Below are 24,296 nucleotides of genomic sequence, written 5' to 3'. Positions count from 1 at the left end.
CAGCCCCTGATGGAAAGACCCGGTCGTCAGGCTTGGAATACCAAGTCGATTTGGCTTGTCCACCAAGCTTATCCCCGGGAAGTCCGGGAACCAAGGCCTTCGCGAGGTCAGTTCAGTGAACTTGCTTACAGAGGGCTAGAGTGGTGGGCATGCCCCTGACAGAAACCGTGATGGACAATCCGCGCTCGCAACGTATACGCCGCCTTGCCGAATTGAAGGAAAGGCGGGTCCGGCAGCGCCATGAACGCTTCCTGATCGAAGGGCCTCAGAGCGTCAGGGAGGCTGTGGCTTGCCGACCGGACCTGATCACCGACCTCTACGTCCAGGCTGGGGAGGGACCCCAGCCGAGCGGCACTAGATTCCTGAACCCCATAGTGTCGGTTATCGCCGAGAGCGCCCTGGCCCACGACCATATCTATGTCCACCCGGTCACGGCCAGGGTCATGAAGGCCATCAGCACGGATGCCCAGGGAATCGTCGCCCAGGGAGATACACGCGCGATGATGGTGGATCCCTCCGACCTGTGGACCGGGCATGACGGGCCGGCGGATTCCGGTGACCGCCAGTGCCGTGGGGGAGAGGGTATGATCGCCGCCTTCTGGCAGGTGCGTGACCCGGGCAATGCCGGTACGGTCATCAGAACGGCTGATGCCGCAGGCTGCAGGGCCCTGGTCCTGGTGGACGACTGCGTGGACCCCCTCAATCCCAAGGTCCTACGGTCCACCGCAGGCTCGGCCTTCCACATACCGATCCTGGCCATGGGTACTGAAGCCTTCCTGGACTGGGCGCACAGGCTGGGGTATGGAATCATGGCCGCCGATGTCCATGGGACACCGGAACGCAGGCCGACCAGTCTGCCGGATTACCTGGACCGGTCGGGTGCCCGGGGCGACCCGACGGGGCCCGATGACCAGACCGAACATCCCGGCCGGGATATGGTGGCCCTCTTCGGGAACGAGGCACGTGGCCTGCCCGCCGATCTCCTGGAGCAGGTGGATTCCATCGTCTCCATACCCATTTACGGCCGGGCAGAATCACTCAACCTGGCCACCTCGGCCGCGGTCCTGCTCTATGGACTGGCCATGTCTAGTCGTATTGAAAGAATATAAAGGCTGTAAAGACCGATATAACGCTGTTTTCAGGCTCTTACAAGATGGAAAGGTCCCAAGGTGGCAGAGGTAGAGTTCGACCCCGCAGCAGTGACCGATGAGGTCAGCGAGGGTATTGGGGAAATACGGGAAGCCTCCGATCTGGAGGAGCTGAAGGCGCTCAAGTCGCGGTACTCGGGTGCAGGATCCGCCATGGCCAGGGCCAGCAGGGCCATCGGGTCCCTGTCTGCCGACCGGAAGAAGACGGCCGGTCAGCTTATAGGGAAGCTCAGGGCCGACTTCGGCCGGGCCTATGGCCTCAAGGAGGGCCAGCTGCAGCAGGAGGAGGAGGACCGTCGTCTGCGTGCCGAGCGGGTCGACATGACCCTCCCCGTCGACCGCAAGCCCCAGGGTGCCCGTCACCCCCTGACCAGGCTCATGGAGGACGTCGAGGACTTCTTCGTCTCCATGGGTTGGCGCATCGCCCAGGGCCCCGAGCTGGAGGCGGAGTGGTACAACTTCGATGCCCTGAACTTCGGTCCCGACCACCCTGCCCGCCAGATGCAGGACACCTTCTACGTCAAGGGGAACCAGGCCAGGGACGCCGCCGGCTTCGTCGGGTCCAACATGGTCATGCGCACCCACACCTCGCCCGACCAGGCACGCTCCCTGATCACCCGTGGCGTGCCCCTCTACGTGGCCTGTACGGGCCGGGTCTTTCGCACCGACGAGCTGGATGCCACCCACACGCCCGTCTTCCACCAGTGCGAGGCCATCGCCGTCGACGAACACCTGACCATGGCCGACCTCAAGGGCGTCCTGGACAAGCTGGCCGCAGCCATGTTCGGCCCCGAGGCCAGGACCAGGCTGCGTCCCTCATACTTCCCCTTCACCGAACCCAGTGCCGAGATGGACCTCTGGTTTCCCGACAGGAAGGGCGGCCCGGGATGGATCGAATGGGGCGGTTGCGGCATGGTCAACCCCAACGTCCTGCGTTCGGCCGGTGTGGATCCCGACAAGTACTCGGGGTTCGCCTTCGGGGTGGGGATGGAGAGGACCCTCCTGCTCCGCCACGACATCAACGACATGCACGACCTGGTCGAGGGCGACGTGCGGTTCAGCCAGCAGTTCGAGATGGGGGAGTGATCCGATATGCCGATGGTAGATATTGACTGGCTCAAGGAACATGTCGAGGTCCCCGGGGACCTGACATATCCGCAACTGGCCAAGGACCTGGTCCGGGTCGGTCTCGAGGAGGAGGAGATCCACCAATCCACGGTGACCGGCCCCATCGTGGTCGGCTACGTGGTCGATGCCCTTCCCGAGCCCCAGAAGAACGGCAAGGTCATCAACTGGTGCCATGTCGATGTGGGCGATGCCTACAATGCCGTGGATGATGACGGGAAGAAGGTGCCCCGGGGAATCGTCTGCGGCGCCCCCAACATGGCCGCCGGGGAGAAGGTCGTCGTGACCCTGCCCGGTGCCGTCCTTCCTGGAGACTTCAAAATCGAACCCAGGAAGACCTACGGCCACTTATCGGACGGCATGTGCGCCTCCGAGCGTGAACTGGGCCTGGGTTCGGACCACAACGGGATCATCCTCCTGCGGCAGTACGGGTTCACCGACCAGGAGTACGAGGCCCTCAAGCCCGGTGACGATGCCATGGCCCTCCTCCACATGGACAACCCCGTCCTGGAAATCAACATCACCCCGGACAGGGGCTATGCCTTCTCCTATCGTGGCGTGGCCCGGGAGTTCCACCATTCGACCGGGGCGGCATACACGGATCCGGTCATGGAACTGAACAAGGCCCTGCCCCAGGCGGCCGACCGGAGCGACCAGGCCCCGATCGAGGTGCGGATCGAAGACGACAACCCCATCCACGGGGTGCCGGGTTGCGACCGCTACTACGTCAGGTCTGTCCAGGGCTACCAGCCTGGTTCCGCAACGCCTTCATGGATGCGTCGGCGGCTGACCAGGGCCGGGATGCGTTCCATCTCCCTGCCCGTTGATGTGACCAACTACGTCATGCTGGACCTGGGCCAGCCCCTGCACGCCTATGATGCAGACAAGATCGAAGGGCCCATCGTGGTCCGCAGGGCCAGGGAGGGCGAGCGCCTGACCACCCTGGACGGCAAGGACCGGGAGCTGAGCACCGAAGACCTCCTGATCACGGATTCCCCCAAGGGGGAGGCCGGTTCCCGCATCCTCGGCCTGGCCGGGGTCATGGGCGGTCTCTACGGGGAGGTGACCGACCAGACTCGGAACATCCTGATCGAGTCGGCCCACTTCGACCAGGTCACCATCGCCCGTTCGGCCCGTCGTCATAAGCTGCCCTCCGAGGCATCCAAGCGGTTCGAACGCGGGGTCGACCCTCAGATGCAGCCGGCGGCAGCCCAGATGGCGGCCCGGCTCCTTCAGGAGTTCGGTGGGGCCAGGATCGACGCCACCCCCTTGGATCTGGACCGGACCACCCCCATGCCCACCATTGATTTCAAACCCTCCGAGGTTGCCCGACTGACCGATCTTGATACCGACCGCGACCGTATCGTCGCCATCCTGGAGGATATCGGCTGCGAGGTGGATTCGGGAGCCGGACAGGTCCTGAGCGTCAGGCCACCATCCTGGAGACCCGACCTGGGAGAGGCATGCGACCTGGTTGAAGAGGTGGCCCGCCTGGTGGGGTACGACCGCATTCCGATCAACATCCCCTCGGCCAAGGTCACCGGCGAGGTTGGGCTGACCGATCGTCAACTTCGCAAGCGTTGGGTGGCCGACACCCTGGCCGAGTACGGTCTGACGGAGGTTCTGGACTATCCCTTCGTGGGTCGGCAGGATCTGACGGCCTTCGGCTACGATCCCGACCAGGAGGAGGCGGTCAGTGTGGAGCTGGCCAACCCCATGGCCGCCGACCGGCCCTTCCTGCGGCGGGTCCTCATGCTTCCCCTGGCCAATACCGTGGCCCGGAACCTGCGACGGGGCAACACCAACGTCTCCCTCTACGAGATCGGGTACATCTTCGTCCGCGACCCCAAGGCGCCGGCCGTTCCGACCCTGTCTGGCGGTACCCGTCCCAGCGACGAGCAACTGGCCCAGTTGGACGCCGGCCTGCCCGAACAGCGGCTGCATGTGGCCGCCCTCCTGACCGGCCTGGCCCAGGATGACGGCTGGCTCAAGGACCACCGTCCCGTGGACTGGACCGACGCGGTCGAATCCGCCCGGCGGGTTCTGGACCGCGTTGGTGCCCACTATCGCCTGGAGCAGCCCGAGGCCGACCAGGTCCCGGCCCAGTGGCATCCGGGCCGTACCGCCCAGGTGGTTCTGGATGACGGGACTCCGGTCGGCATGGTGGGTGAACTCCGCCCCCGTGTCATCGCTGAACTGGGTTTCCCCGAGCATTCATCCGCCTTTGAGCTGGATCTTGATGGGATCTTCGACCATCTGGACTTCAGTCCCCTCCAGGCCAAGCCCATCTCGACCTTCCCGCCCGTCCGCCAGGACCTGGCCTTCACGGTCCCCGTCTCGGTCACGGCCGATCAGCTGGCTTCCGCCATCAGAGAAGCCGCAGGGACTAGTCTTGAGTCCATTGAACTCTTCGATGTTTTCACCGGCGAACAGATCGGTCAGGACGCCAAGTCCCTGGCCTTCGCGGTCACCTTCAGGGCCCCCGACAGGACCCTGACCTCTGAAGACAGCGAGGCGCTGAGGTCCGCCATCGTGGAGAAGGCCTCCGGGTTGGGAGCGCAGCTGCGCGCTTGAGCCGAACACAGATAAGAGGGGACATGACGGATATGGAAGACCAGCAGGGGGCCCAGGAACCCCAGGAAGCCGGCGGTCGGGATGACCAGGCACAGCCCCGGTACGGGCGGCATGTGGAACCCGCATACGGTGCACGGGCCGACCAGTATCCGGGGTGGAACCCGTATGTCTTCGGCAAGCCGGACCCTGAACCGGTCAGGAGCGATGCCCAGCCCGCCCCCGGTTCGGACAGGCAGGCGGTGCCCGGGTACTCCCGGATGGCCGGACAGGGCAATCCCGGAGGCGGTTCCAGGCATGTAACAGACGGCATCGACCCGGACGACCCGGCACAGAACCCCAGCTATGGTCACTGGGATCCTTACGCCATCATTGCCTTCATCATGGCCATCTTCCTCCCTGTCCCACTCCTTTCGGCAGTCCTGGGAGGAATCTCCATATACAGGACAAGGATGCTCCACATGAAGGGGTACGGGTTGGCCCTGGCCGCCGTCGTCATCAACGTGCTCTATACCCTGGCCTGGCTGTGGATGATTACCTCCGGTGTCTCCATGGACGACCTCACCCGGCAGATGCTCCAGTCCGCCGTGCCTTCGTTGCCTGGTGATTCCGGCGGTACCGGTAGCGGCGATGGGGTGCGCGCCTGAAGCGCGGCTGCTTTGAGCCCGTTTCCGGTTCTGGCAGATAGTCTTTCAAGCAGTGTTGATGGGCCGTCCGGACCTTGCGCCCGGGCGGTCTTCGTATATCCAGACCGGATCGGCAAGAGGTTCGACACGCCAAACTGCATAAGTATGCAAATATCTGCATGATTATGTAGAATGGGGCAAGATCAGTGAGAGGAGAAAGCATGCGGGAGTATTCGGTGGCGGTGGCAGGTGCTACCGGCTATGCCGGGACCGAGGCGGTCCGGCTGCTCTGCGCCCACCCCGCATTCGTGGTCGATACCCTGACCGGGTCAACCTCGGTGGGTGATTCCTTCGGTGACCATGCCCCCCACATCCCGGCCCTGGCCGACGAGGTCATCCAGGAAACCCGCCCGGACATTCTCAACGGTCATGACGTCATCATCATGGCCCTGCCGCATGGATCCTCGGGCGCCCTGGCCGAGGACCTGGACCCGGACGCGCTGGTGGTGGATCTGGGGGCAGACCACCGTCTGGAGCACCGGCGGGATTGGGATGACTACTACGGAGGCCCCTTCCATGATTGCTGGACCTATGGCCTTCCTGAGCTCATGCTCGGTGGGGGATCGAGACAGAGGCACCGCCTGGTCGGGACCTGCAGGATTGCCGGCCCCGGTTGCAACGTGACGGCAGTCACCCTGGCCATCCAACCGGCCCTGGCGGCCGGCCTGGTCCGGACCGATGACCTGGTGGCCGACCTGGTTGTGGCCTATTCCGGGGCCGGTAAGACCTCCGGCCGGATGGACCTTCTGGCCGCCCAGGCTCTCAACTCGGCCCATCCTTACGGTGTGGGCGGCTCCCATCGGCACATTCCTGAAATCATCCAGAACTGCAGGCATGCCGCTGGCCCCCAGGGGGACCGGGACGAATTCAGACTTGGGTTCACACCAATCCTGTCCCCCATGTCAAGGGGGATTCTGGCCACGGTTTCGGCTCCCTTGACCCGGAAGGGCTTGGACCTTTCCGAAGAGGACATCCGTTCCATCTGGGCCGGGGCCTATGGGGATGAACCCTTCGTCAGGTTCCTGCCGCAGGGCGTGCTGCCTGCAACTGCGGACGTTCTGGGGTCCAACAATGCCCAGGTCCAGGTGGTCCTGGACAGGCCTGCACAGCGCCTGGTGGCCTTTGCGGCCATCGATAATCTGACACGGGGCACCGCCGGACAGGCCGTGCAATCCATGAATCTAGCGCTGGGTCTGCCCGAGCAGACCGGATTGACGACCATAGGAGTGGCACCATGAGCGTGACATATGCGGCCGGTTTCCAGGCAGGGACCGCCAAGGCCCACCGTCCTGGGGGGTCGGACCGAAAGAACCTGACCATGGTCGTCAACCGGGGGCCCATGGATACGGCGGTCGGGGTCTTTACCCCCAATCGCTTCCGGGCTGCCCCGGTGATCTGGACCGAGCGGATCCTGGCGGACGGCCATGCCGGGGCCGTGGTCATCAATTCGGGTAACGCCAATGCCTGCACGGGTCCGGAGGGGTTGGAACAGACCAGGAGCACGGCCGTCCGGGCTGGTGGCCTCTTGGGGCTGGAACCGGAACGCGTGGCCGTCTGTTCCACCGGAATCATCGGTCACCTGCTTCGCCTGGACGCGATCCTCTCCGGGGTGGACCAGGCCCATGCAGACCTGGACGGAGGCGATCGGGCCGGTGCCGAGGCCGCCAAGGCCATACTGACCACCGACACCACCAGCAAGACCGTGACCCTGGACGGATCCGGCTACCGGCTGGGCGGCATGGTCAAGGGGTCGGGGATGATTGCACCGCAACTGGCCACGATGATCTGTCTGATCACCACCGATGCCGTCCTGGACCCGGCCCAGGCCCGGGCGGCGCTCGGACAGGCCTGCGGCACCAGCTTCAACCGTATAGACGTGGACGGCTGCATGTCCACCAACGACACCGTCCTGCTCATGGCATCCGGGGCTTCGGGGGCCAGCCCCGACCCGGAGGAGTTCCAGGCCCTGCTCGACCGGGCCTGCTCCGACCTGGCCCGTCAGATCATCGGGGATGGCGAGGGGGCCCACCATCAGATCCGTATCCGGGTCCAGGGGGCCGAGGACCAGGATGCGGCCCTGGCCTGCGCCCGGGCCGTGGCCGGTTCCAACCTGCTCAAATGCGCAGTGGCAGGAAATGATCCCAACTGGGGAAGGGTGGTCTCCTCCCTGGGGACCGTCCCCGAATCGGTGGCCGCCTATGATCCTGCCCGGGTCAGCGTGGACTTCAACGGGGTCAGGGTCTGCGACGGGGGCAGGCCAAATCTCGATCCCGACCTGGTGGACCTTCAACCCGCCGAGGTCCATATCGATATCGACCTGCACCAGGGTGCGGCCCGGGCTGATGTCTGGACCGATGACCTGACCCATGACTATGTGACCATCAACGCCGATTACTCCAGCTGAGACCAAGGGAGAAGGATGGCAGCAGGAATGGATGCGAAGGAGGGGACGATGAGTGACCCGGTAGATCGGGATGGCAGGGTCCGCATGGACCTTGACGACAGCCGGAAGGCCGAGGTCCTGATTGAGGCCCTGCCCTGGCTGGAAGAGTTCGCCGGCCAGCGGATCGTTGTCAAATATGGCGGGAACGCCATGGTGGACGACCACCTGAAGCAGTGCTTCGCCCAGGATATGGTCTTCCTCCGCCAGGTCGGCATGCATCCGGTGGTGGTCCACGGGGGCGGTCCACAGATCACCCGGATGCTGGATGCCCTGGGCATCGAATCCGTGTTCCGCGGTGGCCTGCGAGTCACCACCCCCGAGACCATGGAGGTGGTGCGCATGGTCCTGACCGGGCAGGTCTCGCGGGAACTGGTCGGCCTCATCAACGCCCATGGCCCCTTTGCCGTCGGCCTTTCAGGAGAGGACGCATCACTCTTTTCGGCCAGCCGTTGTCAGCCTCTGGTTGAGGGCAGGCCCCTTGACCTGGGTCTGGTCGGTGAGGTTGTCGGCGTGGATGCCTCCGCCGTCGAGGACCTGATTGAAGCGGGTCGAATCCCTGTGGTCTCTTCGGTGGCCCCGGATGAGAACGACCCCACCCAGGTCCTCAACGTCAACGCCGATGCCGCAGCCGGTGCCCTGGCCTCGGCCCTGGGCGCCCGGAAACTGATCATCCTGACCAACGTGGAGGGGCTCTACCGGGAGTGGCCCAGGGAGGACTCTTTGGTCTCCAGCATCGGCACCGACCATCTGGAAGGGATTCTGGGTCGGATGCACGCCGGGATGAGGCCCAAGCTGGAGGCCTGTCTCCAGGCCGTCAGGGGAGGAGTGGATGAGGCCCACATCATCGACGGCCGCCGTCCCCACTCCATCCTCAATGAGATATTCACCCAGAACGGGATCGGGACCATGGTGGTTCCCGGCGACGGCATCACGATGAGGGGGTCCCATGACCATCAAGCCCAGTGAAACCATGATGGGTCAATCGGGGAAGGCGGCCCCTGGAGGGCCGGCCACCACTCCGGCCGGTCCCCGCAGCCGGGATTGGTTGGCCCGCTATGGTAAGGCCCATATGAACGTCTTCGGCCTGCCTGCCAGGGTCATGGACCATGGCCAGGGTGTCCGCATCTGGGACCTGGACGGGAACGCCTACCTGGACATGATGGCCGGCATAGCCGTCAATGCCCTGGGATACGCCCATCCTGCCTGGAACCAGGCCCTGGCCGACCAGGCCTCCCGGATGGCACACATCAGCAACTACTTTGCCTCCCGGCCCCAGATCGAGCTGGCGGAACGCCTCCTGTCCATTTCCGGTGCACCGGAAGGGTCCCATGTCTACTTTGCCAATTCTGGGACGGAGGCCAATGAGGCCGCCCTGAAGCTGGCCAGGCTCCATGGCAACAAGCTGCCCCACCCGAACGGCACAGGTCCAGCCAGGATCCTGGCCCTGACCAGGGGGTTCCATGGACGAAGCATGGGGTCCCTGAGCGCCACTTGGAAACCGACCATCCGCGAACCCTTTGCGCCCCTGGTTCCTGGCCTTGAATTCGTGCCGGCCGGTGATGCCGGTGCCATGGAGGCGGCCTTTGCGGATGAGACCAAGGGGCCGGTCGCGGCTGTCATCATGGAACTGATTCAGGGGGAGTCCGGGGTCAGGCCCCTTGACCCGGACTATGTCGCCTCGGTTCGTTCCCTCTGCATCGACCACCATGCCCTGATGGTGGTCGACGAGGTCCAGACCGGCATGGGGAGGACGGGGTACTGGTTCGCCTTCCAGGACCCGACCCTGTCCGGAGGCGCCAGGCCGGACCTGCTGACCTTTGCCAAGGGGGTGGCCGGCGGCTTCCCCATGGGTGGGATGATCGCCTTCGGCCAGGAGCTGTCGGAGGTACTCACCCCAGGCATGCACGGGTCCACCTTCGCTGGAAGCCCCCTGGCTTCGGCCCTGGGGCTGGTAACCCTGGAAACGATTCGGAAGGAGGGGCTTCTGGCCAATGCCCAGGCCGGCGGTGAGCGGCTTCGTCAGGGAATCATGGACACGCGCAACCCCCTGTATGTCGGCGTCCGCGGGCGGGGACTCCTGGATGCGGTCCAGCTGGCCCACACCTGCTCGCACGCCCTGGCATCATGGGCGCTGGACCATGGGCTGATCGTCAACGCGGTGGCTCCCGATGCCATACGCCTGGCCCCGCCATTGGTCATCGGTCCGGACGACATCGACCAGGCCGTCGACATCCTGTCGCAGGTGCCAGGCGATCTGCCGGATGATTGACCGACCTGGCCGGGGTTCCGGGCAGGACAGGGTTGGAGCCAGAAGAGTGATGCATACAGAGACCATCAAGGAAGACGAGCGAAACGGATTCGGAGGAAGCGGATGGCAGACAGCCTGAGGCACATGCTCAGGGACGATGACCTGAGCCACGAGGAGCAACTGGAGGTCCTGAGACTGGGTATGGCCTTCCGACAGGACCGCTATCTGGCCCGCCCCTTTGAGGGTCCCCAGGCCGTGGCCATCATCTTTGACAAGCCCAGCACCCGAACCAGGTCCAGCTTCTCGGTGGGGGTGGCCGAACTGGGCGGGTACCCCCTGGTCATAGACAAGAACGGTTCCCAGCTGGGCAGGGGCGAACCGGTGGCTGATACGGCCCGGGTCCTGACCCGGATGACCTCGGCCATCGTCTGGCGCACCTTCGGCCAGGACCGTGTGGAGACCATGGCGGACAAGTCCACCGTCCCCGTGGTCAATGCCCTGACCGACTCCTTCCACCCCTGCCAGATCCTTGCTGATTTCCTGACCCTTGCCCAGCACAGGGGCGGGGTCGATGCCCTGGCCGGGATGACCATCGCCTACCTGGGTGACGCGGCCAACAACATGGCCAATTCCTACCTTCTGGGCGGGGCCGTGGCCGGTATGAACGTCAGGGTGGCAGGCCCCAACGGCTTCCTGCCCGACTCCGGCATCGTCGAACAGGCGACCGCCCTGGCGGCACGGAACGGCGGTTCCATCCTGGTCACCACGGATCCGGACCAGGCCGTGGACCAGGCCGACTGCATCTTCACCGACACCTGGGTCTCCATGGGCGAGGAAGACCAGACCGCCACCAGGTCCAAGCCTTTCTGGGACTACCAGGTCAATGCCACACTGATGGACAAGGCCAAGCCCGATGCCCTCTTCCAGCACTGCCTGCCCGCCTACCGCGGCAAGGAGGTGACCGCCGAGGTCATCGACGGCCCAAGGTCGGTGGTTTGGGACGAGGCCGAGAACCGTCTCCACGCCCAGAAGGCCCTCCTGACCTGGTTGGTGGCCCAATCCACCGGGAGGATGGACCTGCTCAGGGGGGTGGCCCGATGAGACCGATCTCCAAGGTGGCCCGCCTGGATGCCATTCGGCAGGCCCTGGCCCGGACCCGTGTCAATTCCCAGCAGCAACTGGCCGAGATCCTTGACGAGCAGGGGATCGACGTGACCCAGGCCACCCTCAGCCGGGATCTGGATGACCTCCATGCCACCAAACTGCGCTATCCGGATGGGACCATGGCCTACTGGATCCCCGACACCACCGACCAGTCCGTCCTGGATGCCGGTGTGCCGGTGGGGGGCGATGCCGGTTCCGAGAACAAGACCGAGCTCTACCTCTCCAAGGTCCTGACCGGTCTGATCACATCGGTGGTACGGGCCAGGAATCTCCTGGTCGTCAGGACGCCGGCAGGTGCGGCCCAGTATGCGGCCTCGGCCCTGGACCGTCAGCCCCTGGAGGGGGTTCTGGGTACCATCGCCGGTGATGACACGGTACTGATCATCGCCGCTGACGATGCCAGTGCCAAGAGCCGGGCCGACTGGCTCCTCTCCATCACCTCCGGGGAGGAACCCTCCTCGGCCTGAGTGGTGCCGGCACCATCATCGGACCAACCCCGGGTCAACCTGCAAACCACAAGCAACCGTCGAACCAACGAAGAACCAAGGAAAGAAGCAGTGTCATGAGCGAGAAGAACCGCATCGTACTGGCCTATTCGGGTGGACTGGACACCTCGGTGGCCATTCCCTACCTGAAGGAGCGCACCGGCAAGGACGTGGTGGCCGTCTCACTGGATGTGGGTCAGGGCGGCGAGCGCCTCCAGACCATCAAGAAACGTGCCCTTGCCTGCGGGGCCGTGGAGTCCTACATCGTCGATGCCCGTGATGAATTCGCCTCCGAATACTGCATGCCCGCCCTCAAGGCCAATGCCATGTATGAGGGGGTCTACCCGCTGGTCTCCGCCATCTCCAGGCCTCTGATCACCAAGCATCTGGTCCGGGCCGCCCACCAATTCGGGGCCGACACCATCGCCCACGGCTGCACCGGCAAGGGAAACGACCAGGTCCGCTTCGAGGTTTCGATCATGTCCATCGATCCGACCATCAAGGCCATCAGCCCGATTCGCGACCTGGGCCTGATGCGCGACGTGGAGATCGCCTACGCCAAGGAACACGACCTGCCCATCGAGCAGACCGAGAAGAGTCCCTACTCCATCGACCAGAACGTCTGGGGGAGGGCCATCGAGACAGGCTACCTGGAGGACCCCTGGAACGGCCCCACCAAGGACGTTTACTCCTACACCGACGACCCGGCCTTCCCCCCGGTCGAGGATGAGGTGACCATCGACTTCGAGAAGGGGATCCCGGTCAGGATCGACGGCAAGGAGGTCACCCCCCTCCAGGCCATCGAGGAGATGAACCAGCGTGCCGGTGCCCAGGGCATCGGCCGGGTCGATCTGATCGAGGACCGACTGGTCGGCATCAAGTCCCGTGAACTCTACGAGGCACCGGGCGCCGTGGCCCTGATCACCGCCCACCAGGAGCTGGAGAACTGCTGCCTGGAGCGCGAGCAACACCGGATCAAGCGCGACATCGACAAGCGCTGGGGGGAGCTGGTCTACGATGCACAATGGTTCTCGCCGGCCGTCAGGTCCCTCAACGCCTTCATCGAGGAGACCCAGGAGTATGTGAGTGGGCGGATCCGCATGGTCATGCATGGGGGAAGGGCCGTGGTGACCGGACGCCGTTCCGACACCTCCCTCTACGACTACAGGTTGGCCACATACGAGTCCGGTGACAGCTTCGACCAGGACGCCTCCAACGGCTTCATCGAGATCTACGGCCTGCCCGACAGGGTGGCCGCAGCCCGTGACGTCCGTTTCGGCAGGGGTGTGGAAGTGCCGGACCAGACGGTCGAGTAGGAGCAATTGGAGAGGAACAGGGACGCGCGTCCGGCCAGGGATTCCCTATCCGGGCAGGGGCGCGGGGGAAGTGGAGGACAGATGCAGCAGGCTGATCAGGCCAAGGATGCTCCCGGGGATCGGGGGATGGCCCTCTGGGGTGGACGATTCAGTTCAGGTCCCTCGCCGGAACTTGCCAGACTGAGCAAGTCGACACAGTTCGATTGGCGGTTGGCCGATGACGACCTGGCGGGTTCCCGTGCCCATGCCCGTGCCCTGGCCAGGGCAGGCCTCCTGACCCCGGAGGAGTTGAAGGCCATGGAGGATGCCCTGGACCGGCTCCAGGATCAGGTCGACTCCGGCACCTTCGTCCCCGATGATGCCGACGAGGATGAGGCCACCGCCCTGGAGCGGGGCTTGATCGACCTGGCGGGTGACCGGCTGGGCGGGAAACTGAGGGCCGGCCGTTCCAGGAACGATCAGATAGCCGCCCTGATCCGCATCTGGCTGCGTCGGCACGCCCGTATCGTGGCCGGGGAGATCCTGGCCTTGGCCCATGCCCTGATGGACCAGGCCCAGAAGGCCGGAGGAACGGTCATGCCGGGGCGGACCCACATGCAGCACGCCCAGCCCGTCCTCCTCGCACACCAGCTCATGGCCCACGTCTGGCCGCTAATCCGCGACCTGGAACGCCTGGTTGACTGGGACAAGCGTGCCGATGCCAGTCCGTACGGATCCGGTGCCCTGGCCGGGAACACCCTGGGACTGGATCCGGATGCCGTGGCCCAGGAACTGGGGTTCTCCCGGGTCAGCGCCAACTCAATAGACGGGACGGCCGCCAGGGATGTGGTGGCCGAGTTCTCCTTCATCGCCGCCATGGTCGGGGTCGACGTCTCCCGCCTGGCCGAGGAGATCATCATCTGGAACACCCAGGAGTTCGCCTTCGTCCGTCTGGACGATGCCTACTCGACCGGTTCCTCGATAATGCCCCAGAAGAAGAACCCCGACATAGCCGAGCTGGCCCGGGGGAAGGCCGGCCGTCTGATCGGCGACCTGACCGGTCTCATGGCCACCCTGAAGGGCCTGCCCACCGCCTATGCCCGTGATCTCCAGGAGGACAAGGAGGCGGTCTTCGACCAGGTCGACACCCTGGAGGTCCTCCTGCCCGCCTTCACCGGGATGGTCGCCACCCTGTCCTTCCATAAGGACCGTCTTGAAGACCAGGCGCCGACCGGGTTCGCCCTGGCCACCGACCTGGCCGAGTGGCTGGTCAAACGGGGGGTTCCCTTCAGACACGCCCATGAACTCTCCGGGGCCTGCGTCAAGCTGGCCGAGGGAAGAAACTGCGAGCTCTGGGATCTGAACGATCAGGACTTCATCAAGGTCTTCCATGACTACCTGCCGGCTGACCAGGCCCCGAAGGTCCGCGAGGTCCTTTCGGCCGGCGGCTCCGTTCAGGCCCGGAATGGTCGCGGGGGTACCTCGCCGCGACGTGTTGCCGAACAGATGGAGGAGGCCAGGGCCCTCCTGGCCGACCTTGACGGGTTCGCCCAATCGACCTCCGATGGTCCGGCCTATCACATGCCGCAGTGAGCCTGTCGCAGGTACCTGAGTTACAATTCCATCTCGGTACATGGGATGAGGCGGTTCCCCAAGGGTCCGCGGAATCTGCCGATTCCCGGATTCTCGGTGGGAAAGGCAGTGGTCGGTTATGAATCCTGCGGTGCTGGTCGAGGCCTGGTGGGCCAAGCATCATGTGAAGTTGGCCGCCGAACCGGCAGGGGAACGTCAGGGAACATGCAGGGTACCGGACGCATCGTCGGCTTCCTCCGGGGATGCCGAACCCCTGACCATGGTCGCCGTCGGTGATTCCATGTCGGTCGGGTGCGGAGTCACCGACCAGAGCCAGGGGTTCATCCCCGACATCGCCCAGTCCCTGGCCGTCCGCCTGGGCAGGACGGTCAGCTGGTCCACATATGGCCGTCTCGGGGCCACCATCCGCCGGGTGCGGTACCGGCTCCTCCCGGAGGTCACGGGCCACGCCGACCTTCTCGTGATCTGCGCCGGATCCAACGACATCATGGCCAACCGCTCCTGGGAGGAGTGGCGGACCGACCTGTCGGCCACCGTTGAGGATGCCAAGTCCAAGGGCACCAGGGTCCTGGTTCTCAGCTCTGGCCAGCTCTACCGGGATCCGGCCCTGGGCAAGGCCCTGCGGGCCGAAGTGGAACGGCGCATCGACCGGCAGACCGCAATCAGCGAGGAGATCTGTGCCGGAGCAGGGGTGACCTACGTGGACGCCACCCATGACGACGTCGGCACGGATCGTCAGGACTTCTGGGGCATCGACCACTTTCATCCCGGGTGTGAAGGCTACCGGCGCATGGCCGAATGTGTGGTCTCCAAACTGCCCGAGGCCTTCGTGGATGACCTTCGTTCCCTTTGATCGGGTCGTCGGCATCCATCTCCCTTTTAGGCGAAACAACGGGCCTGAAACCGGTTCCTGTGTCGCCCTCATTTGCAAGAATGGATAGGTTACGACCATATTCGCGAGAATTTGATAGGGAGTTGCCTCACATGGCACAGGTCACTGATTTCAAGGAAGCGGGATTCGACTCGCTTTTCGGCGAGCTCAAGTGGCGCGGTCTCATAGCCCAGTGTACGGATGAGTCCGAGCTGAAGAAGACCCTGGGTGATACTTCGGTGACCTATTATTGCGGGTTCGATCCGACCGCCCCCTCCCTTCATGTCGGCAACCTGGTCCAGCTGCTCAACATGCGTCACCTCCAGGCCGCGGGTCTCCACCCCATCGCGGTCGTCGGGGGCGCCACCGGTCTGATCGGCGATCCCCGCCAGTCCGGCGAACGTACCCTGAACCCCAAGGAGACCGTTTCCGGGTGGACCGAGCGTCTGCATAGACAGATCGGCCGTTTCCTGGATACCGAGGGTGACCAGGCCGTCCGCTTCGTCAACAACTTCGAGTGGACCGGGTCCATGAGCGTCATCGACTTCCTCCGTGACGTGGGCAAGAACTTCCGCATGGGAACCATGCTGGCCAAGGATACCGTGGCCCGCAGGCTCAATTCCGACGAGGGGATCTCCTTCACCGAGTTCAGCTATCAGGTCCTCCAGGGCAACGACTTCCTGGAACTCTTCGACCGATACCACTGCACCCTCCAGCTGGGCGGCAGCGACCAGTGGGGGAACCTGACCTCGGGACTGGACCTGATCCGGAAGGTGCGCGGGGCCGGCGTCAACGTCATGACCAGCCCCCTGATCACCGATTCCCAGGGCAAGAAGTTCGGCAAGTCCGAGGGGAACGCGGTCTGGTTGGATTCGACCATGTTCAGCCCCTACCGCTTCTACCAGTTCTGGTTCAACCAGCCCGACGACCAGGTGGTCAAGCTCCTGAAGACCTTCACCTTCCTGCCGAAGGCCAGGATCGAGGAGCTGGAGCAGGAGGTGGCCACCAACCCCGGTGCCCGCGAGGCCCAGAAGGTCCTGGCCTGGGAGGTCACCAGCTATGTGCACGGCGACCGTGCCGCCCAGGGCGCCATCGATGCCTCCGGGGCCCTCTTCGGCCGTGGCAAGTCCCTGGACGAACTGGAGGAGGATGTGCTCGACAGCGCCCTGGATGGTCTCAAAGTGGAGGATGCCTCGGGTGGACGGGTCTTCGCCCCGGCCCAGGTCGGTCAGCGCGTGGTTGAAGCGGGTGTAAGTGCCGGTCTCTTCAAATCGGTATCCGAGGCCAGGAAGACCGTCAAGTCCGGCGGGCTTTACCTGAACAACCAGAGGGTGGAGGACCAGGACAGGGTCCTGGATGAGAACGACTTTCTGCATGGGCGTTTCGCTCTGATCCGCAGAGGAAAGAAGGCCCTGGGCGCTCTTGAACGCCGGGCCGACAAGTAGGAATAAAGGACACAGATGGCAGAAGAACACAGTCACTCCCGCAACGACCGGGGTCACTCCGGCGGCCCTCGCTCGGGGGGTTCCCGCTCAGGCGGTTCGCATTCGGGTTACCGCGGCAAGGGCGGCTACCAGGGCCACGGGTCCTCGGGTTCCAGGGGAGGCGGATACCGGGGAGGTTCCCGTTCCGGTGGCTTCCGGCACGGGTCGGGAGATTTCCATGGCCATCGCGACCGGCAGGATGGCCAGGGTGGTGGGGACCGCAGGCGTGATGACCATCAGGGCCAGTACCGCCACGATGACCGTCGTTCGGGGTATGGCGACCACCGCCAGGGTGGAAACCGTCAGGGTGGATACCAGGGGCGTCGCAACGATGATGAGCGTCGTGACGGGTATGACCGCCATAACGGCTATGACGGTCGTGGTGACAAGGATCGCCGTGACTTCCAGAATAGGGGCAACCGTAATGACCGCGGCGGCCACCGTTCCGACAACCGTGGCCATGATGGGTACCGTGGCCACTCCGGGGGCCGTGGCGGATATGGTTCCAACCGGGGTGGCGCCTTCCATGATCGTCGCCAGGGAGAGGACCGCGGGTATCAGCGCCGGGACGACCGCCGTCAGGATGACAGGCGCCGGGACGACCGCAACCAGGGCCAGGACCGCTGGTTCGACCGTCATGAGGACCGGGGCGGATTCCGCAGGGATGACAACCGAGGTTACTCTGGTGGCAATGACCGCCGCAATGATCGGCGTGACGACCGTCATGGAGACAACCGTGGCTACGGCCGCAGGGATGACAATCGTGGTCATCGGCGTCGTGACGACAACCGCGGTTACGGACGTCGTGACGGTAACCGCGGCTATCAGCGCCGGGATGATCGTCATGACGATCGCAGGTCCAGAGGGTACAGCGACAGGCGTCAGGGTCACGGCGATGACCGTCGTCGCGACAATGGCTTCAACCGTTCCGGTGACCGTAGTGGCCAAGGCGGCTATGAGAGGCGTGACTCTCGAGGTTATGACCGTCGCAATGACCGTGGCGACAACCGCAGGGGCTTCTACCGGCGCGACCGCCATGAGGGCTATGACCAGGCCCGCCGCAACTCCGACGGGACCATCTCCTATCCCTCGCAGAACCCCTATACGGACCGTCGCCCGGGTGAGCCCAAGATGCCCAAGGGTCTTGAGTGGTCCATGCTCTCCAAGGACGAACGCGAACGCCTGCGCGGCCTGAGCAAGGAGCACGCCGAGAACATCGGTCTGCACGTCCTGGCAGCGTATGCCCTTGAGGAGAGCGATCCCGAGGGGGCCCTGGCTCATGCCAAGTGGGCCGCCAAACAGGCTTCCAGGATCGACCTGGCCCGGGAAACCCTGGCTCTGGTCTCCTACAGGCAGGGTGACTACAAGCTGGCCCTGAAGGAGTTCCGCACGGCCTACCGGATGAACGGGTACCCGGATTACCTTCCCTTCATAGCCGACTGCGAGCGGGGCCTGGGCAATGCCCGCAAGGCCATCGAAGAGGCCACCTCCGGGGAGGCCCGGAAGCTGACCGGCGAGTCCAAGGTCGAGATGTTCCTGGTCTACGCGGGTGCCCTTGGCGACCTGGGTCTCTGGGACAAGGCCATCGAGACGGTTCAGGCCCTGGTCAAGGCCAGGGGATTGAGCGGGGACTACCGGATGCGAGCCGTCCAGGCCGAGCAGAACTTCCTGGACCAGGCCGGTCGTCCCGAGGAGGCCCTGGAACTGGAACCCTTCCTGGAGAAGCTTGAGGCCCAGTACGCCGACGAGGAAGAGGACCCGGATGTTCCACCCAAGGAGATCCTGATCGACTACGACCTGGAGCATCTGGACGATTCGATGATGGAGCAGCTCTCCATCGATCCGCACGATGGCGACTACCTGGATCAGCTGGATGTCGATCGGTCTGCACGGTTTGTCTGGGGTCGGGATCCTGTCCGCCCCGAGGTGCTTCCCGCCCGGGTCGGCTGGATTCCTTCGGTCATCGCCGGTCAGCATGGCGGACAAACCGGCGAGGCATCCGACGAATCGGCCGACAGGGACTCCGTCCGGGTGTACGAAGATCTGGACGATACCCAGGATCCGGTTGCCGATGGAGATTCGGAAGACCGGGCCTCAGACGCCTTGGACGAGGCGGACCGGGCCAGGGAGGATTGATTCATGACCGCATTCCTGAAAGGTGCCGAAACCTCACTGGCCCGGACCTACCGTCTGGCCCTTCTCGATCTGGACGGGGTGGTCTACCGCGGAGCCGACCCCATCAGGAATGCGGCCACGGGTATATCCCAGGCCGAATCGCAGGGGATGACCATCTCCTACACCACCAATAACGCGTCCAGGACCCGGAAGGCCGTGGCCGACCAGCTGCGTGGGTTCGGACTGAAACTCGATGACCAGCAGATCATCACCTCATCCATCGTGGCGGCCAGGATGCTCCGCCATAATCTGCATGAGGGTGCCAGGGTCCTGGTCATCGGTGCGGATCACCTCCGTCAGGAGGTCAGGGCCAACGGGATGGAGGTTGTCGATAAGGCCAAGGATCATCCCGAAGCCGTCATTCAGGGCTGGAATCCCAAGCAGAACTGGGAGGAGCTTGCCGAGGCCTCCTATGCCATCGGCCAGGGGGCCCGTTTCTTCGCGACCAACATGGACCGGACCATCCCCCGGGAGGGCGGCATAGCTCCGGGCAACGGTGCCATGATCGAGACCGTGGTCATCGCCACCGGTAGGACGCCCGAGGCCTCGGCCGGCAAACCCGAATCAGCCATGTACGACGAGGCCCGTCAACTTCTTGCCGGCAGCGCGGGGCCGATTCCCACCAAGGACTGCCTGCCGGTGGGCGACCGGCTGGATACCGATATCGAAGCGGCCAACCGGGGCGGATACGAGTCCCTGGTGGTCCTGACCGGCGTGGCCAGCATCGAATCCATCATTCTGGCGGAGCCCCAGTACCGCCCCACCTATATCAGCGCTGACCTGCTCGGACTCGTCCAGCCCCATTCCGCCCCGGGGAAGTCGGCGGACCAGGTCTGGCATTGCGGACGTGCCGGGGCTGTCCTGCGGGATGGAGTCTTGGACCTGCGGGCTGAAGATACAGCGACCGGGCAGGCTGAGGACGGGAGGCCATACGATCCCGGTGCAGACCTGGATGCCGTCCGGGCCAGTGCCTGTGCCGTCTGGGAGTATATGGACCGGGGTCATGATGTGCATGATCTGCGTCTTCCTCAATTCAGGATCGGTGTCTGAGGGGTATGGGGAGCCAGGAAACCGGTAAGGACCATGGTGGGCCTACGCCCATGGACGTGCTCCTGGCCGGTAAGATCAAGAGGCCCTCAATGGCCGTACCGCGGACAGAAGTCTCCTCCGATGCTGTCGAGCAGGGGGCGGAACACGTCCCTTCTTCTCCATCCTCTTCATCGGCCGGAGTTCCTCCTGCTGGGAACGAGTCTGAAACCTCCGGTGGGAGTACGGAAGCCATGGAGGAACTGGTCAGCCGGTTCCCTGAACTGGCCCGGGTGGATGACCTGGGTCTCGAGGAGCAGGTCAGGATATTTCAGAGTGCCCTGGATGCACTCCAGAAGGAGTTGCATGGCCAGGACTGACGATGCGGGAATCGCAGGTGAGGCGGAGTCCGGTGCCTCGATAGAAGGGTCCGGCCGTCTGGATAAGGCCATTCAGGACCTGGGACTGTCGGATTCCCGCTCCCGGGCCCAGCGGCTGATCCTGGAGGGTTCGGTCCGTCTTTCCGGCGTGGTCTGCACGAAACCCTCGGCCAAGGTCAAAGCCGGTGACGTGGTTCAGGTCGACAAGGGTCCCGACTACGCTTCACGCGGGGCCTACAAGCTGGCCGGTGCCTTCGGTGCCTTCGAGCCCATGGGGCTGCCCAGTCCGGAAGGCCGCCTCTGCCTGGATATCGGAGCGTCAACCGGCGGTTTCACCGACCTCCTCCTGCGCAAGGGGGCCAGCAGGGTCATCGCCCTCGATGTGGGCGAGGATCAGCTGCTCGACCGCATTGCCCAGGATCCCCGGGTCATAGGGATGAGCGGGGTCAACATCCGCGATGTGGTCCCTGAAGATCTGCCCTACCGGCCCGACTACGTGGTCTCAGACGTATCCTTCATCTCATTGACTTACGTAATCCCCGTCATTCCGGCTCTGGTGGCCCCTGGCACCCAGTGCATCCTCCTGATCAAACCCCAGTTCGAGGTCGGCAGGACCCTGCTGGGCCATCATGGTGTGGTCACTGAGGAGGACCGCCGTGTCCAGGCCGTGGAACGGGTGACCAGATGCGCCCTGGAATCAGGTTTCGAAGTCAAGGGTCAGGTGCCATCACCCATAACCGGAGCCCATGGCAATGTCGAGTACCTGCTCTGGCTGTCGAAACGCAGGCAGGCCTCCGACGGATAGTCCTATATCGAGACCGTCTCGATTCTGGATAGTCAATATCGGAAACGGCTGTCTTGACGGAGCTCTCCGACCGAGCCGGTCCCTTCAAGTCCATGCCCCTTGTGATGGAGACCCTATAGAGTAGGGATGGTATTCCTTGTTCACCTGGTTCAGGTGAACAAGGAGGACAGATGCCGACCGATGTCTGTCCTGGGTTTTCAAGCCCGACGGGGAGAGTCGATGGAGTGGTGAGGTACGAATCATGCGCAGGGCTACCGTGTACGATGTTGCCGAGCGGGCTGGTGTTTCCATTGCAACCGTCTCTTTCACTTACAGACAGCCGAATCGGGTGCGTGAATCGACACGGCGTAAGGTTCTTGCGGCCGCTCGGGAACTGGACTATATACCCAGTGCCAATGCGCGTGGCCTGGCCAAGGGACGGACAGGTGTGCTGGGCTTGTACTCCTTTGATCTTCTTTTGGAACACCCCCTGGGTCAGGGGAATCCTGCCTCTGACGTTGGATTGAAATCGGACGTGGACTCTGACCTGGACGGAGCAGAGCCCAATATCCGCGCCTACCCTCTCTATGTGGACGAGGTCCAACGGGGGTTCGAGCTGGAATGCTGGCATCAGGGTCAGGCGGTCCTGCTGAGCAGCTCGGATGACGGGAAACGGGGGGAATCAATCACCGATCTGGCAGGACGAGTGGACGGGCTGGCGCTCTTCTCCTGGGGAGAGAGTCCTGAAGCATTGAAACGGCTGGCCAAGACCATTCCGGTAGTCATGCTGAGCCAAAGCAAGGGCGACTTGCCCGTCATGTATCTTTCCTTTGATAATGAATCCGGAATGAATCGGATCGTCGACCATCTGGTGGATGTGCATGGGGCCAGGCGGATTGTTTTCATCGGTACCCTGGATTTCCCTGAGGTGGGTGTGCGACTGGATATTGTGAAGCGACGGGTGCACAAGCGGGGCCTTCCGGCGTGTCGACCAATCGACGCCGTTTTGGATCATCGGGTGCTTTACCAGGCCTTGGCCCATGTGGTTCGTGAGGATAAACTCCCGGATGCCTTGGTCTGTGCCAATGATCAGATGGCACTGTCCGTCATGGATGTCCTCCTTGATTTAGGTATCCGTGTCCCAAGGGATGTCATTGTGACGGGCGTTGATGGCATCCTGGCCGGGAGATTCGCCACCCCAGCCCTGACCACCGTCCAACTTTATATGGAACGGTTGGGGAGGATGGCGGCCGATAGCCTTGCCGAGAGGGATGGACAGCCTTGGAAAGAGCCTCGGAGCGCCATGGCGCCGGCAAGGCTGGTTGTCAGAGAGAGCTGTGGTTGCCATGGTCAGGCGGTCTGACGTGCGTGTCGTCCGCCCGTAGTCATCCAAATCAGTATATTGGCGTTGGTGCCTTGTCCGACCGTTTGACCTTTAGAATCTAAGCGCATAGACTATGAACTGCAATCTAAGCACTTAGATTTGTATTATTTCGTATTTATTCGAGGAGGAATGTAATGCAGAGAATAATGAAAGGGGCCCGTGTGACGGCTGCCGTGGTCTGCAGCCTGGCTGCAATGGCCGGAATGTCAGCCTGCGGGCGTACCGAAGGTGGAGACGCCAAGGGCAATGGTTCCGCTGTTGCCAGCATCGACAGCAAGCCGGCAAAAGGAGATCTGACGCTCTGGGCCATGGGTGCCGAGGGGGAGAAGCTCCCCGAGCTGGTCAAGGACTTTGAAAAGGAGAACCCTGACGTTCATGTCAAGGTGACCTCCATACCTTGGGCTTCCGCCCACGACAAGTTCCAAACGGCCATTGCAGCTGGCAATGGCCCGGATCTGGCCCAGATGGCCAACACCTGGATGGCCGATTTCGGCAATGCCTTCTCGACCGTACCGGGCAACCTCTCCATGGATGATATGGCCTCCGGTCCCGTTCAGGGCGGCAAGGTCGGCGGTAAGCAGCTGGGTGTGCCGTGGTATATCGACACCCGCGTCCTCTATTACCGCACTGATCTGGCCCGGCAGGCCGGTTGGGACCATGCTCCCAGGACCTGGGATGAGCTCAGCGCAATGGGTGAGGACATGAAGAGGCTGGAAGGCACGGACTTCGGTCTCTACCTGAACCCGGCGGGCACGGACAACTTCATCGCCGATCTTCCGTTCGCTTTCTCGGCTGGTGCCTCGTTGACGGACAAGTCGGGTAGGAAGTGGACCTTGAACACCCCGGAGATGCGCAAGGCCATCACCTATACCAGCAATCTCTTCAAGGACGGCATAGCCGATGTGAATGCCGATACGAGCGCCGGTGCCAACATGGCCGCCTTCGCCTCAGGAAAGACCCCCATGATGTTGGAAGGCCCCACTGCCATCGGTCAGGTGGAGCAGGTAGGTGGCCCCGGTATGAAGAACAAGTTCACCACTGCTCCTCTGCCCAAGGGTGACAAGGGGTCGGTCTCCTATTCGGGAGGCAGCGACATGGTCGTGTTCAAGGACTCCAAGAGCCAGGATGCCGCCTGGAAGATGGTCAAGTGGATGAGCAGGCCTGAGACCCAGGCCAAGTGGTACAAGCTTTCCACCGATCTTCCGGCCTCGTCCAAGGCCTGGGAGGATCCTGAGCTGAAGGAAGACGACAAGCTGACCGCTTTTGCCACCCAGATGAAAAGCATGAAGACCACCCCGTCCGTCACCACCTGGGCACAGGTCAATGCTTCGGGCGATAAGATCATGGAGCAGATCAACAAGGGCGCCATCAGTGTTGACAAGGGCCTGGAGCAACTCCAGTCCGAGGCAGAGTCAGCCGGGATGGGCAACTGAC

Annotated in this window: 20 protein-coding genes; all 20 read left to right on the top strand. The window is 63.7% G+C overall.

The genetic code is table 11. The annotated features are described in order from the left end of the window. The first annotated feature begins 149 nt into the window (after positions 1–149). On the top strand, positions 150–1,109 hold the full coding sequence (locus AACP59_RS03465; protein ID WP_339349873.1) for a TrmH family RNA methyltransferase: 960 nt from the start codon (positions 150–152) through the stop codon (positions 1,107–1,109). Positions 1,110–1,169: 60 nt separating this feature from the next. Next, the gene (gene pheS / locus AACP59_RS03460) at positions 1,170–2,234 is read left to right on the top strand and encodes a phenylalanine--tRNA ligase subunit alpha (protein ID WP_297316741.1); all 1,065 of its coding nucleotides are present in this window, start codon (positions 1,170–1,172) and stop codon (positions 2,232–2,234) included. A 6-nt stretch (positions 2,235–2,240) separates the two neighbouring features. Next, positions 2,241–4,847, top strand: coding sequence for a phenylalanine--tRNA ligase subunit beta (pheT, locus tag AACP59_RS03455; protein ID WP_339349872.1), 2,607 nt, complete (start codon positions 2,241–2,243; stop codon positions 4,845–4,847). Between the two features lie 23 nt (positions 4,848–4,870). Then, positions 4,871–5,491 (top strand): DUF4190 domain-containing protein, encoded by a 621-nt coding sequence (locus AACP59_RS03450; RefSeq protein ID WP_297316743.1) that lies wholly within the window; start codon positions 4,871–4,873, stop codon positions 5,489–5,491. Positions 5,492–5,691: 200 nt separating this feature from the next. Further along, positions 5,692–6,768 carry an N-acetyl-gamma-glutamyl-phosphate reductase gene (gene argC / locus AACP59_RS03445; RefSeq protein WP_339349870.1) on the top strand — a complete coding sequence of 359 codons (1,077 nt, stop codon included), beginning with the start codon at positions 5,692–5,694 and terminating at the stop codon, positions 6,766–6,768. Continuing rightward, positions 6,765–7,934, top strand: coding sequence for a bifunctional glutamate N-acetyltransferase/amino-acid acetyltransferase ArgJ (gene argJ / locus AACP59_RS03440; protein WP_339349868.1), 1,170 nt, complete (start codon positions 6,765–6,767; stop codon positions 7,932–7,934). The genes argC and argJ overlap by 4 nt, the downstream gene beginning before the upstream one ends. Before the next feature lie 48 nt (positions 7,935–7,982). Further along, positions 7,983–8,939: an acetylglutamate kinase gene (argB, locus tag AACP59_RS03435; protein ID WP_297316767.1), complete on the top strand. Its 957-nt coding sequence runs from the start codon at positions 7,983–7,985 to the stop codon at positions 8,937–8,939. A gap of 7 nt (positions 8,940–8,946) precedes the next feature. Then, positions 8,947–10,242 (top strand): acetylornithine transaminase, encoded by a 1,296-nt coding sequence (locus AACP59_RS03430; protein WP_370465983.1) that lies wholly within the window; start codon positions 8,947–8,949, stop codon positions 10,240–10,242. Between the two features lie 102 nt (positions 10,243–10,344). Next, on the top strand, positions 10,345–11,322 hold the full coding sequence (gene argF, locus AACP59_RS03425) for an ornithine carbamoyltransferase (RefSeq protein WP_297316747.1): 978 nt from the start codon (positions 10,345–10,347) through the stop codon (positions 11,320–11,322). After that, positions 11,319–11,852, top strand: coding sequence for an arginine repressor (locus AACP59_RS03420; RefSeq protein ID WP_297316748.1), 534 nt, complete (start codon positions 11,319–11,321; stop codon positions 11,850–11,852). Before argF ends, AACP59_RS03420 begins: the two co-directional genes overlap by 4 nt. Before the next feature lie 95 nt (positions 11,853–11,947). After that, positions 11,948–13,186 carry an argininosuccinate synthase gene (locus AACP59_RS03415; protein ID WP_297316749.1) on the top strand — a complete coding sequence of 413 codons (1,239 nt, stop codon included), beginning with the start codon at positions 11,948–11,950 and terminating at the stop codon, positions 13,184–13,186. Between the two features lie 81 nt (positions 13,187–13,267). After that, positions 13,268–14,758 carry an argininosuccinate lyase gene (gene argH / locus AACP59_RS03410; RefSeq protein ID WP_297316750.1) on the top strand — a complete coding sequence of 497 codons (1,491 nt, stop codon included), beginning with the start codon at positions 13,268–13,270 and terminating at the stop codon, positions 14,756–14,758. Positions 14,759–14,876: 118 nt separating this feature from the next. Beyond that, entirely contained in the window at positions 14,877–15,611 is a 735-nt protein-coding gene (locus AACP59_RS03405; RefSeq protein ID WP_339349867.1) for an SGNH/GDSL hydrolase family protein, read from the top strand. A 131-nt stretch (positions 15,612–15,742) separates the two neighbouring features. Next, on the top strand, positions 15,743–17,074 hold the full coding sequence (tyrS, locus tag AACP59_RS03400; RefSeq protein WP_297316752.1) for a tyrosine--tRNA ligase: 1,332 nt from the start codon (positions 15,743–15,745) through the stop codon (positions 17,072–17,074). Positions 17,075–17,089: 15 nt separating this feature from the next. Then, complete coding sequence (locus AACP59_RS03395) at positions 17,090–19,249, top strand: hypothetical protein (protein ID WP_339349866.1); 2,160 nt, start codon at positions 17,090–17,092, stop codon at positions 19,247–19,249. 3 nt (positions 19,250–19,252) lie between these two features. Further along, positions 19,253–20,338 (top strand): HAD-IIA family hydrolase, encoded by a 1,086-nt coding sequence (locus AACP59_RS03390; RefSeq protein WP_297316754.1) that lies wholly within the window; start codon positions 19,253–19,255, stop codon positions 20,336–20,338. A 5-nt stretch (positions 20,339–20,343) separates the two neighbouring features. After that, entirely contained in the window at positions 20,344–20,694 is a 351-nt protein-coding gene (locus AACP59_RS03385) for a hypothetical protein (protein ID WP_339349864.1), read from the top strand. Further along, on the top strand, positions 20,681–21,499 hold the full coding sequence (locus AACP59_RS03380) for a TlyA family RNA methyltransferase (RefSeq protein WP_339349862.1): 819 nt from the start codon (positions 20,681–20,683) through the stop codon (positions 21,497–21,499). Before AACP59_RS03385 ends, AACP59_RS03380 begins: the two co-directional genes overlap by 14 nt. Positions 21,500–21,740: 241 nt before the next feature. Next, positions 21,741–22,841 (top strand): LacI family DNA-binding transcriptional regulator, encoded by a 1,101-nt coding sequence (locus AACP59_RS03375; RefSeq protein WP_339349861.1) that lies wholly within the window; start codon positions 21,741–21,743, stop codon positions 22,839–22,841. A 155-nt stretch (positions 22,842–22,996) separates the two neighbouring features. Beyond that, positions 22,997–24,295, top strand: a complete 1,299-nt coding sequence (locus AACP59_RS03370) for a sugar ABC transporter substrate-binding protein (protein WP_339349859.1) — start codon at positions 22,997–22,999, stop codon at positions 24,293–24,295. Position 24,296: the final 1 nt, after the last annotated feature.

Origin of the sequence: Bifidobacterium indicum, from assembly GCF_036987015.1 — a bacterium.
GTDB classification, from domain to species: domain Bacteria; phylum Actinomycetota; class Actinomycetes; order Actinomycetales; family Bifidobacteriaceae; genus Bombiscardovia; species Bombiscardovia indica.
Note: the sequence above shows the minus strand (reverse complement) of the source record. Positions and strands in the feature narration are given on the sequence as shown.

What these genes read in the sequence shown, in the direction of transcription:
- tyrS (WP_297316752.1), top strand. Translation starts at nt 15,743, where the DNA reads ATGGCACAGGTCACTGATTTCAAGGAAGCGGGATTCGACTCGCTTTTC.
- AACP59_RS03385 (WP_339349864.1), top strand. Translation starts at nt 20,344, where the DNA reads ATGGGGAGCCAGGAAACCGGTAAGGACCATGGTGGGCCTACGCCCATG.
- AACP59_RS03450 (WP_297316743.1), top strand. Translation starts at nt 4,871, where the DNA reads ATGACGGATATGGAAGACCAGCAGGGGGCCCAGGAACCCCAGGAAGCC.
- argB (WP_297316767.1), top strand. Translation starts at nt 7,983, where the DNA reads ATGAGTGACCCGGTAGATCGGGATGGCAGGGTCCGCATGGACCTTGAC.
- AACP59_RS03465 (WP_339349873.1), top strand. Translation starts at nt 150, where the DNA reads ATGCCCCTGACAGAAACCGTGATGGACAATCCGCGCTCGCAACGTATA.
- argF (WP_297316747.1), top strand. Translation starts at nt 10,345, where the DNA reads ATGGCAGACAGCCTGAGGCACATGCTCAGGGACGATGACCTGAGCCAC.
- argH (WP_297316750.1), top strand. Translation starts at nt 13,268, where the DNA reads ATGCAGCAGGCTGATCAGGCCAAGGATGCTCCCGGGGATCGGGGGATG.
- AACP59_RS03370 (WP_339349859.1), top strand. Translation starts at nt 22,997, where the DNA reads ATGCAGAGAATAATGAAAGGGGCCCGTGTGACGGCTGCCGTGGTCTGC.
- AACP59_RS03375 (WP_339349861.1), top strand. Translation starts at nt 21,741, where the DNA reads ATGCGCAGGGCTACCGTGTACGATGTTGCCGAGCGGGCTGGTGTTTCC.
- AACP59_RS03430 (WP_370465983.1), top strand. Translation starts at nt 8,947, where the DNA reads ATGGGTCAATCGGGGAAGGCGGCCCCTGGAGGGCCGGCCACCACTCCG.
- AACP59_RS03405 (WP_339349867.1), top strand. Translation starts at nt 14,877, where the DNA reads ATGAATCCTGCGGTGCTGGTCGAGGCCTGGTGGGCCAAGCATCATGTG.
- AACP59_RS03390 (WP_297316754.1), top strand. Translation starts at nt 19,253, where the DNA reads ATGACCGCATTCCTGAAAGGTGCCGAAACCTCACTGGCCCGGACCTAC.
- argC (WP_339349870.1), top strand. Translation starts at nt 5,692, where the DNA reads ATGCGGGAGTATTCGGTGGCGGTGGCAGGTGCTACCGGCTATGCCGGG.
- pheT (WP_339349872.1), top strand. Translation starts at nt 2,241, where the DNA reads ATGCCGATGGTAGATATTGACTGGCTCAAGGAACATGTCGAGGTCCCC.
- AACP59_RS03395 (WP_339349866.1), top strand. Translation starts at nt 17,090, where the DNA reads ATGGCAGAAGAACACAGTCACTCCCGCAACGACCGGGGTCACTCCGGC.
- AACP59_RS03415 (WP_297316749.1), top strand. Translation starts at nt 11,948, where the DNA reads ATGAGCGAGAAGAACCGCATCGTACTGGCCTATTCGGGTGGACTGGAC.
- AACP59_RS03380 (WP_339349862.1), top strand. Translation starts at nt 20,681, where the DNA reads ATGGCCAGGACTGACGATGCGGGAATCGCAGGTGAGGCGGAGTCCGGT.
- argJ (WP_339349868.1), top strand. Translation starts at nt 6,765, where the DNA reads ATGAGCGTGACATATGCGGCCGGTTTCCAGGCAGGGACCGCCAAGGCC.
- AACP59_RS03420 (WP_297316748.1), top strand. Translation starts at nt 11,319, where the DNA reads ATGAGACCGATCTCCAAGGTGGCCCGCCTGGATGCCATTCGGCAGGCC.